11 protein-coding genes are annotated in these 16,002 nt (G+C 61.0%); 2 read left to right on the top strand and 9 right to left on the bottom strand.

The genetic code is table 11. The features are described from left to right. Window positions 1–5 precede the first annotated feature (5 nt). Window positions 6–3,902 (bottom strand): phosphoribosylformylglycinamidine synthase, encoded by a 3,897-nt coding sequence (gene purL, locus ACOYXG_RS04640; RefSeq protein WP_103369734.1) that lies wholly within the window; start codon window positions 3,900–3,902, stop codon window positions 6–8. Window positions 3,903–4,187: 285 nt separating this feature from the next. Between purL and mltF the strand changes: the two genes are divergently transcribed. Next, entirely contained in the window at window positions 4,188–5,648 is a 1,461-nt protein-coding gene (gene mltF / locus ACOYXG_RS04635) for a membrane-bound lytic murein transglycosylase MltF (protein WP_097086355.1), read from the top strand. A gap of 127 nt (window positions 5,649–5,775) precedes the next feature. On the opposite strand, the gene pdxJ is transcribed toward mltF, so the two are convergent. The 8 genes from pdxJ to lptF all read right to left on the bottom strand — a co-directional run bounded on the left by pdxJ (window position 5,776) and on the right by lptF (window position 14,193). Beyond that, the gene (gene pdxJ / locus ACOYXG_RS04630; RefSeq protein ID WP_027610954.1) at window positions 5,776–6,519 is read right to left on the bottom strand and encodes a pyridoxine 5'-phosphate synthase; all 744 of its coding nucleotides are present in this window, start codon (window positions 6,517–6,519) and stop codon (window positions 5,776–5,778) included. A gap of 39 nt (window positions 6,520–6,558) precedes the next feature. Beyond that, the gene (recO, locus tag ACOYXG_RS04625) at window positions 6,559–7,248 is read right to left on the bottom strand and encodes a DNA repair protein RecO (protein WP_007965159.1); all 690 of its coding nucleotides are present in this window, start codon (window positions 7,246–7,248) and stop codon (window positions 6,559–6,561) included. A 168-nt stretch (window positions 7,249–7,416) separates the two neighbouring features. Further along, window positions 7,417–8,319: a GTPase Era gene (gene era / locus ACOYXG_RS04620; RefSeq protein ID WP_003221935.1), complete on the bottom strand. Its 903-nt coding sequence runs from the start codon at window positions 8,317–8,319 to the stop codon at window positions 7,417–7,419. Beyond that, entirely contained in the window at window positions 8,312–9,001 is a 690-nt protein-coding gene (gene rnc / locus ACOYXG_RS04615; RefSeq protein ID WP_024011703.1) for a ribonuclease III, read from the bottom strand. The genes era and rnc overlap by 8 nt, the downstream gene beginning before the upstream one ends. 183 nt (window positions 9,002–9,184) lie before the next feature. After that, window positions 9,185–10,039, bottom strand: coding sequence for a signal peptidase I (gene lepB, locus ACOYXG_RS04610; protein WP_025112167.1), 855 nt, complete (start codon window positions 10,037–10,039; stop codon window positions 9,185–9,187). A 9-nt stretch (window positions 10,040–10,048) separates the two neighbouring features. Further along, window positions 10,049–11,845 (bottom strand): translation elongation factor 4, encoded by a 1,797-nt coding sequence (gene lepA / locus ACOYXG_RS04605; RefSeq protein WP_003221926.1) that lies wholly within the window; start codon window positions 11,843–11,845, stop codon window positions 10,049–10,051. Between the two features lie 172 nt (window positions 11,846–12,017). Further along, window positions 12,018–13,079: an LPS export ABC transporter permease LptG gene (lptG, locus tag ACOYXG_RS04600; protein WP_103369733.1), complete on the bottom strand. Its 1,062-nt coding sequence runs from the start codon at window positions 13,077–13,079 to the stop codon at window positions 12,018–12,020. Further along, window positions 13,072–14,193, bottom strand: coding sequence for an LPS export ABC transporter permease LptF (gene lptF, locus ACOYXG_RS04595; protein ID WP_460356160.1), 1,122 nt, complete (start codon window positions 14,191–14,193; stop codon window positions 13,072–13,074). The genes lptG and lptF overlap by 8 nt, the downstream gene beginning before the upstream one ends. A gap of 308 nt (window positions 14,194–14,501) precedes the next feature. Here lptF and ACOYXG_RS04590 point away from each other — a divergent pair, with 308 nt between their 5' ends. After that, window positions 14,502–15,992 (top strand): leucyl aminopeptidase, encoded by a 1,491-nt coding sequence (locus ACOYXG_RS04590; protein ID WP_027610952.1) that lies wholly within the window; start codon window positions 14,502–14,504, stop codon window positions 15,990–15,992. Window positions 15,993–16,002: the final 10 nt, after the last annotated feature.

The raw sequence follows: 16,002 nt of genomic DNA, 5'->3' as shown, positions 1-16,002 counted from the left end.
GACGCTTAATTCACCCAGACGCGAGCATTACGGAACATGCGCATCCAGGGAGCATCCTCGGTCCAGTCTTCCGAACGCCACGAGTTCTGCACCGCGCGGAACACCCGCTCCGGGTGCGGCATCATGATCGTCACGCGGCCGTCGCGACTGGTGAGACCGGTAATCCCGCGCGGCGAACCGTTCGGGTTGGCCGGGTAGGCTTCGGTGACCTTGCCGTGGTTGTCGACAAAACGCATCGCCACGCAACCGGACAGATCGGCTTCCAGCAAGGCTTCTTCGCTGGAGAACTCGGCATGGCCTTCACCGTGAGCGATGGCGATCGGCATACGCGAACCGGCCATGCCCTGCAGGAAGATCGAGTTCGATTCCTGGATCTGCACCATCGCCACGCGCGCTTCGAACTGCTCGGAGCGGTTGCGCACGAAATGCGGCCAGAACTCGCTGCCCGGGATCAGCTCGTGCAGGTTGGACATCATCTGGCAACCGTTGCACACACCGAGGGTGAAGCTGTCGTTACGCTCGAAGAAGCCCTGGAACGCATCGCGGGCACGGCTGTTGAACAGCGCCGACTTGGCCCAGCCTTCACCGGCGCCGAGTACGTCGCCGTAGGAGAAGCCACCGCAGGCCACCAGACCTTTGAACTCGTTCAGGTCGACGCGGCCAGCGAGAATGTCGCTCATGTGCACGTCGATCGCGTTGAAACCGGCGCGGTCGAACGCTGCCGCCATTTCCACCTGACCGTTGACGCCCTGCTCACGCAGCACGGCAACCTGTGGGCGGATGCCTTTCTTGATGTAAGGCGCTGCGATGTCTTGGTTGACGTCGAAGCTCAGCTTGACGCTCAGGCCCGGGTTGTCTTCTTCCAGCAGCGCGTCGAATTCTTGCTCGGCGCAGTCGGCGTTGTCACGCAGACGCTGGATCTGGTAGCTGGTCTCGGCCCACTGACGTTGCAGCAGACGACGCTGACCTTCGAACACCGTGTCACCGTTGAAGGTGATGTTGATCTGGCCATTGTTGATCGGCTGACCGATCACCGACACGCAGTCACCCAGACCGGCCGCGCTGAACTGCGCGAGGATGTCTGGCGTGGCGTCCTGACGAACCTGAATCACCGCCCCCAGTTCTTCGTTGAACAGGATCGCAGCGATTTCTGCCGAGTTTTCGGCAACGCTGTCCAGGTTCAGGCTCAGACCGCAGTGGCCGGCAAAAGCCATTTCCACCACGGAGGTCAGCAGACCACCGTCGGAACGGTCGTGGTAAGCCAGCAGGTGACCGTCGGCGTTGAGGCCCTGGATCACTGCGAAGAAGGCCTTCAGGTCCTCGGCGTCATCGACGTCCGGCGCGTGCTTGCCGAGCTTGCCGTGCACCTGGGCAAGGATCGAAGCACCCATACGGTTCTGACCGCGACCGAGGTCGATCAGGATCAGGTCGGTGGTGCCCTTGTCCATGCGCAGTTCCGGAGTCAGGGTCTGACGGATGTCAGCCACTGGGGCGAAACCGGTCACGATCAGCGACATCGGCGAGGTCACGGTTTTTTCTTCGCCGTTGTCGTTCCAGCGGGTGGCCATGGACATGGAGTCCTTGCCCACCGGAATGGTGATGCCCAGCTCAGGGCACAGTTCCATGCCGACCGCTTTCACGGTGTCGTACAGACGCGCGTCTTCGCCCGGGTGGCCGGCGGCGGACATCCAGTTCGCCGACAGTTTGATGTCGGAGATCTTGTTGATGCGCGAGGCGGCAATGTTGGTCAGGGTTTCGCCGATGGCCATGCGGCCCGACGCCGGAGCGTCCAGCAACGCCAGCGGAGTCCGCTCGCCCATCGCCATCGCTTCACCGGTGTAGACGTCGAAACTGGTGGCGGTGACGGCCACGTCGGCCACCGGGACCTGCCATGGGCCGACCATCTGGTCACGGGCCACGAGGCCGGTGATGGTGCGGTCGCCGATGGTGATCAGGAAGCTTTTGCTCGCCACGGCCGGGTGATGCAGGACGCGCTCGATGGATTCGCTGATGTCGAGGTTCGACGGATCGAAATCGTCGCCCAGCTCGGCTTCGCGAACCACCGAACGGTGCATGCGCGGGGCCTTGCCCAGCAACACTTCCAGTGGCATGTCCACCGGGTTGTTGCCGAAGTGGCTGTCCGTCACGGTCAGTTGCGGCTCGGCAGTGGCTTCGCCGACCACGGCGAACGGGCAGCGCTCACGTTCGCAGATCGCCTTGAAGCGCTCGAAGTCGGCCGGGCCGACCGCCAGAACGTAACGTTCCTGAGATTCGTTGGACCAGATTTCGTGCGGGGCCATGCCCGGCTCGTCATTTGGAATGTTGCGCAGTTCGAAACGGCCACCACGGTCGCCGTCGTTGACCAGTTCCGGGAAGGCGTTGGACAGACCGCCCGCACCCACGTCGTGGATGAAGCTGATCGGGTTCTTGTCGCCCAGTTGCCAGCAACGGTCGATGACTTCCTGGCAGCGACGCTCCATCTCAGGGTTTTCACGCTGTACGGAAGCGAAGTCGAGATCCGCCGAGCTGGTGCCGGTGGCCATCGAGGACGCAGCACCGCCGCCCAGACCGATCAGCATTGCCGGGCCGCCAAGCACGATCAGCTTGGAGCCGACCAGAATCTCGCCTTTCTTGACGTGTTCTTCGCGGATGTTGCCCATGCCGCCCGCGAGCATGATCGGCTTGTGGTAACCACGAACCTCATCACCGTGCGGAGTAGAGATCGACTGTTCGAAGGTACGGAAGTAGCCAGTCAGGGCCGGACGACCGAATTCGTTGTTGAACGCGGCGCCGCCCAGCGGGCCTTCGATCATGATGTCCAGCGCGGTAACGATGCGCTCAGGCTTGCCGTACGGCACTTCCCACGGCTGTTCGAAGCCCGGGATCTGCAGGTTGGACACGGTGAAACCGGTCAGGCCGGCCTTTGGCTTGGCGCCACGACCGGTTGCACCTTCGTCGCGGATCTCGCCACCGGAACCGGTGGAGGCACCCGGGAACGGGGCGATCGCGGTCGGGTGGTTGTGGGTTTCGACCTTCATCAGGATGTGCACCGGCTCCTGCACCGCGCCGTACTGGCGGGTTTCCGGATCCGGGAAGAAGCGGCCGGCGACGTTTCCGACGATCACCGAAGCGTTGTCCTTATAAGCGGACAGCACGCCTTCGTTGTGCATCTGATAGGTGTTCTTGATCATGCCGAACAGGCTTTTTTCCTGGCTTTCGCCGTCAATATCCCAACTGGCGTTGAAGATCTTGTGGCGGCAGTGCTCGGAGTTGGCCTGGGCGAACATCATCAGTTCGATGTCGTGCGGGTTGCGCTTGAGACCGTTGAAGGCGTTGACCAGATAATCGATCTCGTCTTCGGCCAGGGCCAGGCCCAGCTCGGTGTTGGCCTTTTCCAGCGCGGCGCGGCCGCCACCAAGAATGTCGATCGCGGTCAGCGGCTTCGGCTCGGCGTGGCTGAACAGACCGGCGGCCTGTTCCAGATTGCCCAGAACGATCTGGGTCATGCGGTCATGCAGCACGTCGGCGATTTGCTGGGCTTCGGTATCGCTGAACTGGCCGGCGACGTAGAACGCGATACCGCGCTCCAGGCGCTGGATCTTGCTCAGGCCGCAGTTGCGGGCGATGTCGCTGGCCTTGCTCGACCATGGCGAGATGGTGCCGAAACGCGGCAACACCAGAAACAGACGGCCGGTCGGCTCTTGTACCGGAACGCTTGGGCCGTACTTCAGAAGGCGCGCAAGCACCTGCTGTTCGTCGCCGGTCAGGACGCCGGTGACTTCGGCGAAGTGAGCGAATTCAGCATACAGGCCACTGACAGCTGGAACCTTCTGGCTCAGTTGCTCAAGGAGTTTGCTGTGGCGAAAGGCAGAAAGGGCAGGAGCGCCGCGCAGGATCAACATCTTCGGGACAGCCTCGGGAAGGGGTGTGCTTTGAGGCCGTGCATTCTAGCCTAAACCGCCCTCAACATCACCCGAAACGCTACGCACGGTTGCACTCGGATATCAATCTGTGTTTCTGCCTTTGAAGTCAAATTTCAAGGGTGTGCGAGCAGCGCTTATTTTTTCTGTCACAAAATGCCGTTCAGCCCTATTCCTGCGGGGTTTCGTGCGGTTTTGTGATCTCTAGCAGACAAGCCGCTCACTGTCGAGATATGGCGCCCGCAGCCGTTTGCGTATACTGCGCAGATGTTTTTCCCAACGGCTTTGCGTCCGCGGTACGCCAAATGGCTGATCGCAACCGGACTCTTCCTGATGCTCGGTGGCTGTGTTGATAAACCCAACACACTCGAGCGCGTAAAGGAGGATGGTGTGCTGCGGGTGATTACCCGTAACAGCCCCGCCACCTACTTTCAGGATCGCAGCGGTGAAACCGGCTTCGAATACGAGCTGGTGAAGCGCTTCGCCGACGATTTGGGGGTTGAACTGAAGATCGAGACCGCCGACAACCTCGATGACCTGTTCAACCAGATCGGCAAGCCGAACGGCCCGGTGCTGGCGGCGGCAGGTCTGGTCAGCAGCGAGGATCGCAAGAAGCAGGTGCGGTTTTCCCACTCCTACCTCGAAGTCACCCCGCAGATCATCTACCGCAACGGCCAGTCGCGCCCTACCGATCCAGGTGATCTGGTCGGCAAGAAGATCATGGTGCTCAAGGGCAGCACCCACGCCGAACAACTGGCGGAGCTGAAAAAGAAATTTCCAGGCATCGAATACGAAGAATCCGACGCCGTTGAAGTGGTCGACCTGTTGCGCATGGTCGATGAAGGCCAGATCGACCTGACGCTGGTCGACTCCAACGAAGTGGCGATGAACCAGGTGTACTTCACCAACATCCGCGTGGCCTTCGACCTCGGCGATGCGCGCAGCCAGAGCTGGGCGGTGGCTGCTGGCGAAGACAACAGCCTGCTCAACGAGATCAACGCCTACCTCGACAAGGTGCAGAAGAACGGCACCTTGCAGCGCCTGAAAGACCGTTATTACGGCCATGTCGATGTCCTCGGCTACATGGGCGCCACCACCTTCGCCCAGCACTTGCAGCAGCGCCTGCCCAAATACGAACAGCACTTCAAGACCTACGCCAAGAAAGAGAAAGTCGACTGGCGCCTGCTGGCGGCCATCGGTTATCAGGAATCGCTGTGGCAACCGGCAGTCACTTCGAAAACCGGCGTGCGCGGTTTGATGATGCTGACCCAGAACACCGCTCAGGCGATGGGCGTGTCGAACCGTCTCGATCCCAAGCAAAGCATCATGGGCGGCGCCAAGTACCTGGCCTACATGAAGGATCAGCTCGACGAATCGATTCAGGAGCCGGACCGCACCTGGTTTGCGCTGGCGGCGTACAACGTCGGCAGCGGTCACCTCGATGACGCACGCAAACTGGCGTCCCGCGAAGGCCTGAACCCGGACAAGTGGCTGGACGTGAAGAAGATGCTGCCGCGCCTGTCGCAGAAGCAGTGGTACAGCAAGACCCGCTACGGCTACGCCCGGGGCGGCGAGCCGGTGCATTTCGTGGCGAACATCCGTCGCTACTACGACATCCTGACCTGGGTGACCCAACCGCAGCTTGAAGGCGATCAGGTGGCCGAGGGCAATCTGCATGTGCCCGGTATCGACAAGTCAAAACCGGCTCAAGAGCCTGCCCCGCTCTAACCAACAGCATAAATCCAATGTGGGAGCGGGCTTGCTCGCGAAGGCGGTGTGTCAGTCGACATATTCTTTGACTGATACACCGCCTTCGCGAGCAAGCCCGCTCCCACATTGGGTTCTGGGGTGTTGCTTAGTGCTTGGCGGCCGCCAGAATCAGCGTTTTCATCTCGGAAACAGCTGACTTAAAGCCCACGAACAACGCATGCGCCACCAGCGCATGGCCGATGTTCAATTCGTTGATGCCCTTGATCGCCGCCACAGCTTCGACGTTGTGATAATGCAGGCCATGCCCGGCGTTGACGATCAGGCCCTGCGCCAGACCAAACGCCACGCCGTCCGCCACACGCTTCAGCTCTTCAGCGACTTCGATCGGAGTTTCGGCATCAGCGTAACGCCCGGTATGCAGTTCGATGGCCGGCGCGCCAACGCGCTTCGAAGCAGCGATCTGACGTTCGTCAGCATCGATGAACAGCGACACTTCGCTGCCGATCTTCGACAGGCGCTCGACCGCTGCCCTGATGCGTTCTTCCTGCCCCGCTACATCCAGACCGCCTTCAGTGGTCAGTTCCTGACGGGTTTCCGGGACGAGGCAGATGTGCGCCGGACGGATGCGCTCGGCGAACGCCATCATTTCTTCGGTGACGCCCATTTCGAAATTCATGCGGGTCTGCAGCACATCCTTGAGCAGCAGCACGTCGCGCTCCTGAATGTGCCGGCGGTCTTCGCGCAGGTGCACGGTGATGCCATCGGCGCCCGCCTCTTCCGCGTCCAGCGCTGCCTTGACCGGATCCGGGTAGCGTGTGCCACGGGCCTGACGCAGGGTGGCGACGTGGTCGATGTTCACGCCAAGAAGAATGCGATTGCTGGTGGTCACGGATGCGCTCCTGAAGGGAAAGATTCGGCGCACAGCATATCAGGGCTTGCGAAATAGCTCGCGGCTGACGAGGGGGCGACCGCCCAAGTGCACGGCGAGTGCCTGACGCATCAGGCGCTTGGCCGCCGACAGTGCGCCGGGAGCGGTCCAGTCGGCTTCGGCCATGGCCAGCAGTTCGGTGCCGTTGAACAGGCCCGGCTGCAACAGAAACACCCGTTCAAGTCCGGCGTCCACTTGCAGACGATACAGACCGTCCGGCGCGACCGGTTCGCTGTGGATATCGGTGTTCAGGGAGAAGCCGTAACCGAGATCGTCCAACAGGCGCCATTCGAAAGAACGCAGTAGCGGCTCCAACGGGCGACCCTCGGCCAGGGCCAGCAGTGTTGCAGCGTAATGGTCGAACACCGCCGGGTGCGGGTCTTCGGCAGGCAGCAGGCGGATCAGCAGCTCATTGAGATAGAGGCCACTGAACAGCGCCTCACCGACCATCCAGGTCGCGTTGCCGGCACTTTCCATGCGCCCGACATTCTTCAGCTCACCCTTGCCACGAAACTCGACTTCCAGCGGCACGAACGGTCGCGCCAGTGTCCCGGCCTTGCCCCGCGCACTGCGCAACACTGCCCGCAGCCGCCCTTGCGGCGTGAGGAAGTCGACCAGCGCGCTGGTTTCGCGGTAAGCGCGCGAATGCAGGACGTAGGCGAGTTGGGCGGGAGGTGGGGTTTGCGACATGGAGTTCTCGATGAAGAAACGCGGTTTTTACACACCACCCAAAAACCAAATGTGGGAGCGAGCCTGCTCGCGAAAGCGGAGTGACAGTCAACATCAATGCTGAATGTTACTTCCCTTCGCGAGCAGGCTCGCTCCCACAGTGGGTATCGGTGTTCTCAGGAACGGTGATTACAGATCGCCGTAACCCAGCGAACGCAGAGCACGCTCGTCGTCGGACCAGCCGCCCTTCACCTTGACCCACAGGTTGAGCATGATCTTGGAGTCGAACAGCAGCTCCATGTCCTTGCGCGCCTCGGTGCCGATGCGCTTGATGCGCTCGCCCTTGTCGCCAATGATGATTTTCTTCTGGCCGTCACGCTCGACGAGGATCAGCGCGTGGATGTGCAGGGTCTTGCCCTGCTGCTTGAACTCTTCGATCTCGACGGTGATCTGGTACGGCAGCTCGGCGCCCATCTGGCGCATGATTTTCTCGCGCACCAGTTCAGCGGCAAGGAAACGGCTGCTGCGGTCGGTGATCTGGTCTTCCGGGAAGAAGTGATCGTTCTCCGGCAGATGATCGGCGATGACCTTTTCCAGCGCGTCGAGGTTGTGCCCGTGCTGCGCGGAAATCGGGATGATCTGTGCGTTCGGCAGCTGTTCCTGCAACCACGACAGGTGCGGCATCAGCTCGGCCTTGTCTTCGATGCGGTCGGTCTTGTTCAATGCGACGATCAGCGGCCCGGTCACGTACTGCACGCGCTCCAGCACCATCTGGTCTTCTTCGGTCCACTTGGTGCGATCGACCACGAAGATCACCACGTCGACGTCTTTCAATGCTGCCGAAGCGGTTTTGTTCATGTAGCGGTTCAGGGCCTTTTCGCCCCCCTTGTGCATGCCGGGGGTGTCGACGTAGATCGCCTGCACGTCACCCTCGGTCTTGATCCCGAGCATGTTGTGACGGGTGGTCTGCGGCTTGCGCGAGGTGATCGCGAGCTTCTGGCCGAGGATGTGGTTGAGCAACGTCGACTTGCCGACGTTGGGACGGCCGACGATGGCAACGTAGCCACAGCGAGTTGCGTTTGTATCAGTCATTGCCATTCTCCACGCCCAGGGCAATCAGTGCTGCGGCGGCCGCTACCTGTTCGGCAATACGACGGCTCACACCCTGACCTCGGCTTTTTTCATTCAATAAGACAACTTCGCACTCGACGAAGAAGGTACGGCAGTGCGGCTCACCCTGGATATCCACCACTTCGTAGCGTGGCAGTTCGCAACCGCGCGATTGCAGGTGTTCCTGCAGTCGGGTCTTGGGATCCTTGTTGGTGTCGACCAGCGTCAGGCCTTCGAACTCACCGGCCAGCCAGGCCAGTACGCGCTCGCGAGCGACGTCCATACCGGCGTCGAGGTAGATCGCGCCGATCAGCGCTTCGAGGGCATCGGCCAGAATCGATTCGCGACGGAAGCCACCGCTTTTCAGTTCGCCCGATCCCAGACGCAGGTAGTCGCCCAAGTCGAAACCACGGGCCAGTACGGCCAGTGTCTCACCCTTCACCAAACGTGCGCGCAAACGCGACAACTGGCCTTCGCGGGCCAGCGGGAAGCGATCGAACAGCGCCTCGCCAGCGACGAAGTTGAGGATGGCATCGCCGAGGAATTCCAGGCGTTCGTTGTTACGCCCGGCAAAGCTGCGGTGCGTGAGGGCCAGCAGCATCAGCTCCTGATCCTTGAAGGTGTAACCGAGCTGGCGCTCGAGACGGCTTAGAGAAACGCTCACGGTTTACCCACGCTGAGTTCGTGGCTGGATTCCACTGCCATCGCCGGGGTACGGCGCAGGCCTGGGACAATTAACGCTGTGTTCAAAAATGACGTCCTGAATATCGTGGCTTCATGCCCTGGTGCCGATTTGTGTCGACTCCAGAAATGCATTCGGCGCTGTGGTCAACAGCGCCGTGATTGATTACTTGATCAGGCCAACCCGCGAGAAATTCGGCAGGTGGCTGAGTTTCGGTTCCGGCCAGCTCATCCAGACAGCGAAGGCTTTGCCGACGATATTCTGGTCGGGAACCATGCCCAGCAGATCCTTGGGAATGTTCGGGTCATCCCAGTAGCGACTGTCGTTGGAGTTGTCGCGGTTGTCGCCCATCATGAAGTAGTGCCCGGCCGGCACGGTCCAGGTATGGTCCGGCGTAGCGCGGTAGCGGCTCATTTCCTTGCGGATCAGGTGCTCGGCAGCGCCGAGTTTTTCCTTGTAGAGTTCCGCGCTGCCCAGCGTGCCCGGCTCGGAGCCGACCAGTTGCTCGGCAATCGACTCGCCATTGACCAACAGACGCTTGTCGGCGGTGTAACGCACCGTATCGCCCGGCAGACCGACTACACGCTTGATGTAGTTGACGTTCGGGTCGCTCGGGTAGCGGAACACCATCACATCGCCACGCTGCGGATCACCGACTTCGATGATTTTCTTGTCGATCACCGGCAGGCGGATCCCGTAAGAAAACTTGTTCACCAGAATGAAGTCGCCGACGTCCAGGGTCGGTTTCATCGAGCCGGACGGGATCTGGAACGGTTCCACCAGGAACGAACGCAGCACCAGCACGATGAACAGCACCGGAAAGAACGACTTGCCGTATTCGACCAGCAACGGCTCTTTGTTCAGCTTCTCGACCACCACGGGCTCGGGCTGGCTGACACTGCCTTGATAAGAGGCAATGGCAGCACGCCGACGCGGCGCCAGGAACAGCAGATCGAGCAACGCCAACAGGCCGCAGACGAACACGGCGATGACCAGCAACAGCGGGAAATTTAGTGACATAGGACCTGACTATTCCAACCTGAGCACGGCAAGGAAGGCTTCTTGTGGAATTTCCACGTTGCCGACCTGCTTCATGCGTTTCTTACCGGCCTTTTGCTTTTCAAGCAGCTTTTTCTTACGGCTTACGTCACCGCCGTAGCATTTGGCCAATACGTTCTTTCTGAGTGCCTTGACGGTTGTCCGGGCAACGATCTGACCGCCAATGGCCGCCTGGATCGCCACGTCGAACATCTGACGAGGAATCAGTTCTTTCATCTTCTCGGTCAACTGGCGACCTTTGAAGTGCGAATTGTCACGGTGCACGATCAACGCCAGGGCGTCGACCTTGTCACCGTTGATCAGCACGTCCAGTTTCACCAGATTAGCCGATTGGTAACGATCGAAATGGTAATCCAGCGAAGCATAGCCACGGCTGGTGGATTTGAGACGGTCGAAGAAGTCCAGGACCACTTCGTTCATCGGCAGGTCGTAGGTCACCTGGACCTGATTGCCGAGGAACAGCATGTCGACCTGTACGCCGCGTTTCTCGATGCACAGGGTGATGACGTTGCCCAGGTGCTCCTGCGGAACCAGGATGTTGGCACGCACGATTGGCTCGCGCATGTCTTCGATGGCCGACACATCCGGAAGCTTGGATGGGTTGTCGACGTAAATCGTTTCACCGGTTTTCAGCACCAGCTCGAAAATTACCGTTGGCGCGGTGGTGATCAGGTCCAGGTCGTATTCGCGCTCGAGGCGCTCCTGGATGATCTCCATGTGCAGCATGCCGAGGAACCCGCAACGGAAGCCGAAGCCCAGTGCGTCGGAGCTTTCCGGGGTGTACTGCAGCGACGAGTCGTTCAGGGTCAGTTTCTGCAGCGCTTCGCGGAAATCCTCGAAGTCGTCGGAGCTGACCGGGAACAGACCGGCATAAACCTGTGGCTGAATGCGTTTGAAACCGGGCAGAACCGGTACATCCGGAGTCGAGCTCAGGGTCAGGGTGTCACCGACCGGTGCACCGTGAATGTCCTTGATGCTGGCGATGATGAAGCCCACTTCGCCAGCCTTGAGGTCAGCGGTAGCAGTGTGTTTCGGGTTGAATACACCGACGCTGTCGACCAGGTGGATCTTGCCGGTGGATTTCACCAGGATCTTGTCGCCCTTCTTCACGCGGCCATGACGCACGCGCACCAGGGAGACAACGCCCAGGTAGTTGTCGAACCAGGAGTCGATGATCAACGCTTGCAGCGGATCTTCGATGTTGCCGGTCGGCGCAGGAATGGTCGCGACCAGACGCTCGAGCACTTCGTCGACACCCAGGCCGGTCTTGGCGCTGCAGGTGACGGCGTCGGTGGCGTCGATGCCGATGATCTTCTCGATCTCGTCCTTGACGCGGTCCGGCTCGGCCTGGGGCAGGTCGATCTTGTTCAGCACCGGCATGACCTCGAGGCCCTGCTCGATGGCGGTGTAGCAGTTGGCCACGGACTGGGCTTCAACACCCTGACCGGCATCGACCACCAGCAACGCACCTTCACACGCGGCCAGGGAACGGCTGACTTCGTAGGTGAAGTCGACGTGACCCGGGGTGTCAATGAAGTTCAGCTGGTAGGTGACGCCATCTTTGGCTTTGTAATAGAGGGTAACGCTGTGGGCCTTGATGGTGATCCCGCGTTCGCGCTCCAGATCCATGGAATCCAGTACCTGGGCTTCCATTTCACGCTCGGCCAGGCCACCGCACATCTGGATGAAACGGTCAGCCAGCGTCGACTTGCCATGGTCAATGTGGGCGATGATGGAGAAATTGCGGATATGACTCAAATCACTCACGGATCAACACTCAAAAAGGCTGCAGGCTTGGCCCGCCGAAAAATAGCCGGGAATTGTACCTGATACACGGCGCAAGCGTCACGTTCGCCTGTCACCCCGATTGCATACGAAAACGCCCCGATCTGTCGACCGAGGCGTTTTCGCGGTTAAAGCGTTGGCAACAACGCGGCCATCAGCCGGCCCGTCGCAGCAACCACACACCCGCCAGCGCACAGACCGTGGCCGGCACCAGCACCGCGAACAGCGGCGAGAAACCGAACACCAGGCTCGACGGGCCGAGCAGATCCTGGACGATGCGGAAGGTGAAGCCCACCAGCACACCGGTGAACACTCGCTGACCGAGGGTGACCGAGCGCAACGGACCGAAGATGAAGGAGATCGCCATCAGCACCAGCGCGGCGGTGACCAGCGGCTGCAACACCTTGACCCAAAATGCCAGCCAGTAGCGGCCATTGCTCAGGCCTTGATCCGCCAGATAGTGGATATAGCCCCACAGACCGGAAATCGACAGCGACTCAGGCGCCATCACCACCGTGTTGAGCAGTTGCGGGCTCAGCGATACGTCCCACTCCTCGCTCGGCGCGTTCACCACTTCGGTGCTGCGCTCGTGGAACACCGTGGTGGTCACGTCGCTGAGCAGCCAGCGCTTGCCGTCGAACTCCGCACGCTTGGCGAAGCTGGAGCTGAGCAGGTGGCGCTCTTTGTCGAAGTGATAGCGGGTCACGCCATACAACAGGCCGTCGGGTTGCACGGCGTTGATATGGATGAATTCCTCACCCTGACGGTGCCACATGCCGTGCTTGGCGCTCTGCGCGTCGCCGCTGCCTTGCGCCAGCGAGCGATTGGCCTGGGCCATGCTTTCGGTGGCCGGCGCCACGTATTCGCCGATCAGTACGCCGGCCAGCATCAACACCAGCATTGGCTTCATGACGGCCCAGACGATGCGCCCGATGGACACACCCGCGGCACGCATGACCGTCAGTTCGCTGCTGCTGGCCAGACTGCCGAGGCCGATCAGACAGCCGATCAGCGCGGCCATCGGCAGCATTTCGTACAGGCGACGCGGCGCGGTGAGCATGACGAAGCTCAGCACGTCAGCCAGTGTGTAGGTATCGCTGACGTCGCTCATCTCGTCGATGAAGGCAAACAGGGTCGCCAGACCCAGAATGATCGCCAGCACGGCGATGATCGCCACGAATACGCTGCTGCCGATGTAGCGGTCGAGTTTAACCACGGGCCACCTCCAGCGCAGCGCTGCGACGGCTGGCCAGCTTCAGGCGCAACGGCTCCCAGTACAGCAGACCGAGACCGATGACCAGGAAGATCCCGTGCACCCACCACAGTCCCAGCGCCGCTGGAATCTTGCCTTTTTCGAGGGCACCGCGGGCGGCAATCAGGATGGTCAGGTAAGCCATATAAAGAAGAATCGCCGGCAGCAGCTTCAGGAAACGGCCCTGACGCGGATTGACCCGCGACAGCGGCACCGCCATCAGGGTCACGATGAACACCAGCAACGGCAGGGAAATCCGCCATTGCAGTTCGGCCCTGGAACGCTCGTCGTTGGCGCCCAGCAGGGTCGAAGTCGGGATCGCGTCACGGTCGGTGACTTCGTCACTGGCATCGGGTTTTGGCAGCAATACGCCGTAGGTGTCGTATTTGATCGCGCGGTAATCGGCCTGACCCGGGCTGCCGTCATAGCGATAGCCGTTGTGCAGGATCAGGTAGCGGTTGCCGTCAGAGTGGATCTCCTGACGGCCCTTCTCGGCCACCAGCACGGAAATCCCGCGATCCTTCTGATCGGAGCCGAGGTTCTTCTGCGAGATGAACACGCCGCCGAGGTTGACGCGATCATCGGTCAGGCTTTCGGTGTAGGTCACCCGAGTGCCGTCACGCAACGCCTGGAAGCGGCCAGGTTCGAGGGTATCGAATTCGGTCAGGGCATCCTGCTTGTTCAGCAGCAGCTGGAACTGGTTGGCGCCCTGCGGGGCCAGACTCAGGCTCAGCCACGCCACCACCAGTGCCACCAGCGTCGCCGGGAACAGGGTCATGCGCAGCAGACGCTGCTGACTCATGCCGGTGGCCGAGAGCACGGTCATTTCGCTTTCGAGGTACAACCGGCCGTAAGCCAGCAGGATCCCGAGAAACAGACCCAACGGCAGGATCAGTTGCATGAAACCCGGCAGACGGTAACCCATGATCAGGAACAGCGATCCCGGATCGAGTTGGCCCGCAGCGGCCTGGGCAAGGTATTTGATGAAGCGACCGCTCATGATGATGACCAGCAGCACGGCGCTGACGGCGCTCAGGGTCAACATCACTTCACGGGACAGATAACGGAAGACGATCAAACCAGACACTCCAGGGTTGTCAGGCTAAGGCGGCCAAACAAGCAAACGTTTCGAGCGACCCGCAAGGCAGAGCCGTCGAAAAAAGATGCGGCATTATCCTGTGATTGAGGGCGCCTGTCACTGCGCACACTCACCCAAGCGTAGATTCCGTTGAAGATCGCACAACCGAGGGTTGTCAGGCGCGGTGAGCGAGGTTCAAACTGCCGCCTTCGTCGCAGGCACAGACCTGCGCCTCTTCTATCTATAAGCAGGCGACTGCGGACACCGTCGAACGCCTGTGTGTTGACCATTCATTCAGGGATCCGGACATGGAACTGGTTGTAAAAAGCGTTAGCCCAGAAACGTTGAAAACCGCCACCCTGGTGGTTGCCGTCGGCGAAGGCCGCAAACTCGGCGTCGCCGCCAGACAGGTCGACGAGCTGAGCGGTGGCGCGATCAGCGCCGTGCTCAAGCGTGGCGATCTGGCCGGCAAGGTCGGTCAGAGCCTGCTGCTGCACAGCCTGCCGAACCTGAAAGCCGAGCGCGTGCTGCTGGTCGGCGTGGGCAAGGATGAAGAACTGGGCGACCGTCCGTTCCGTAAAATCGTGGCTGGCATCCTCAACACCCTGAAAGGTCTGGGTGGCAGCGATGCCGTGCTGGCCCTGGATGAAATCATCGTCAAGAACCGCGACAGCTACGGCAAGACCCGTCTGCTGGCGGAAACCCTGGTGGACGGCGAATACACTTTCGACCAGTTCAAGAGCCAGAAAGCCGAACCGCGCGCCCTGAAGAAAATCACCCTGCTGACCATCAAGGCTGCTCAGGCTGAAGTGCAGCGCGCCGTGAACCATGCCACCGCGATCGCCAACGGCATGGCCTTCACCCGTAATCTGGGCAACCTGCCGCCGAACATCTGCCACCCGACCTTCCTCGGCGAGCAAGCGAAGAACCTCGGCAAAGAGTTCAAGGATCTGAAAGTCGAAGTCCTCGACGAGAAGAAGATCAAATCCCTGGGCATGGGCTCGTTCTACGCCGTCGGCCAGGGCAGCGCCCAGCCGCCGCGCCTGATCGTCATGCAATACAACGGTGGCAAGAAATCCGAGAAGCCTTACGCGCTGGTCGGCAAAGGCATCACCTTCGACACCGGCGGCATCAGCCTCAAGCCGGGCGCCGGCATGGACGAAATGAAGTACGACATGGGTGGCGCGGCCTCCGTGTTCGGTACCCTGCGTGCCGTGCTCGAACTGAAACTGCCGATCAACCTGGTGTGCATCCTCGCCTGCGCCGAAAACATGCCGAGCGGCAATGCTTCGCGTCCGGGCGACATCGTCACCACCATGAGCGGCCAGACCGTGGAAATCCTCAACACCGACGCCGAAGGCCGTCTGGTGCTGTGCGACGCCCTGACCTACTCCGAGCGCTTCAAGCCGCAGGCAGTGATCGACATCGCCACACTGACCGGTGCCTGTGTGGTTGCACTGGGCGCCCACACTTCGGGCCTGCTGGGCAATAACGACGAACTGATCGAACAACTGCTCAGCGCCGGCAAAGCCGCTGACGACCGCGCCTGGCAACTGCCGCTGTTCGACGAATACCAGGAGCAACTGGACAGCCCGTTCGCCGACATCGCCAACATTGGCGGGCCGAAGGCCGGCACCATCACCGCCGCGTGCTTCCTGTCGCGCTTCACCAAGAACCTCAACTGGGCGCACCTGGACATCGCGGGCACCGCATGGACCAGCGGCGGCAAGGACAAGGGCGCCACTGGCCGTCCGGTTCCGCTGCTGACCCAATACCTGCTGGACCGCGCCAAAGCCTGAAACCGATGAA

The organism is Pseudomonas sp. G3-39 (genome assembly GCF_054790485.1).
Note: the sequence above shows the minus strand (reverse complement) of the source record. Positions and strands in the feature narration are given on the sequence as shown.

What these genes read in the sequence shown, in the direction of transcription:
- recO (WP_007965159.1), bottom strand. Translation starts at nt 7,248, where the DNA reads ATGTCGCAAACCCCACCTCCCGCCCAACTCGCCTACGTCCTGCATTCG.
- mltF (WP_097086355.1), top strand. Translation starts at nt 4,188, where the DNA reads ATGTTTTTCCCAACGGCTTTGCGTCCGCGGTACGCCAAATGGCTGATC.
- ACOYXG_RS04590 (WP_027610952.1), top strand. Translation starts at nt 14,502, where the DNA reads ATGGAACTGGTTGTAAAAAGCGTTAGCCCAGAAACGTTGAAAACCGCC.
- purL (WP_103369734.1), bottom strand. Translation starts at nt 3,902, where the DNA reads ATGTTGATCCTGCGCGGCGCTCCTGCCCTTTCTGCCTTTCGCCACAGC.
- era (WP_003221935.1), bottom strand. Translation starts at nt 8,319, where the DNA reads ATGACTGATACAAACGCAACTCGCTGTGGCTACGTTGCCATCGTCGGC.
- lepB (WP_025112167.1), bottom strand. Translation starts at nt 10,039, where the DNA reads ATGTCACTAAATTTCCCGCTGTTGCTGGTCATCGCCGTGTTCGTCTGC.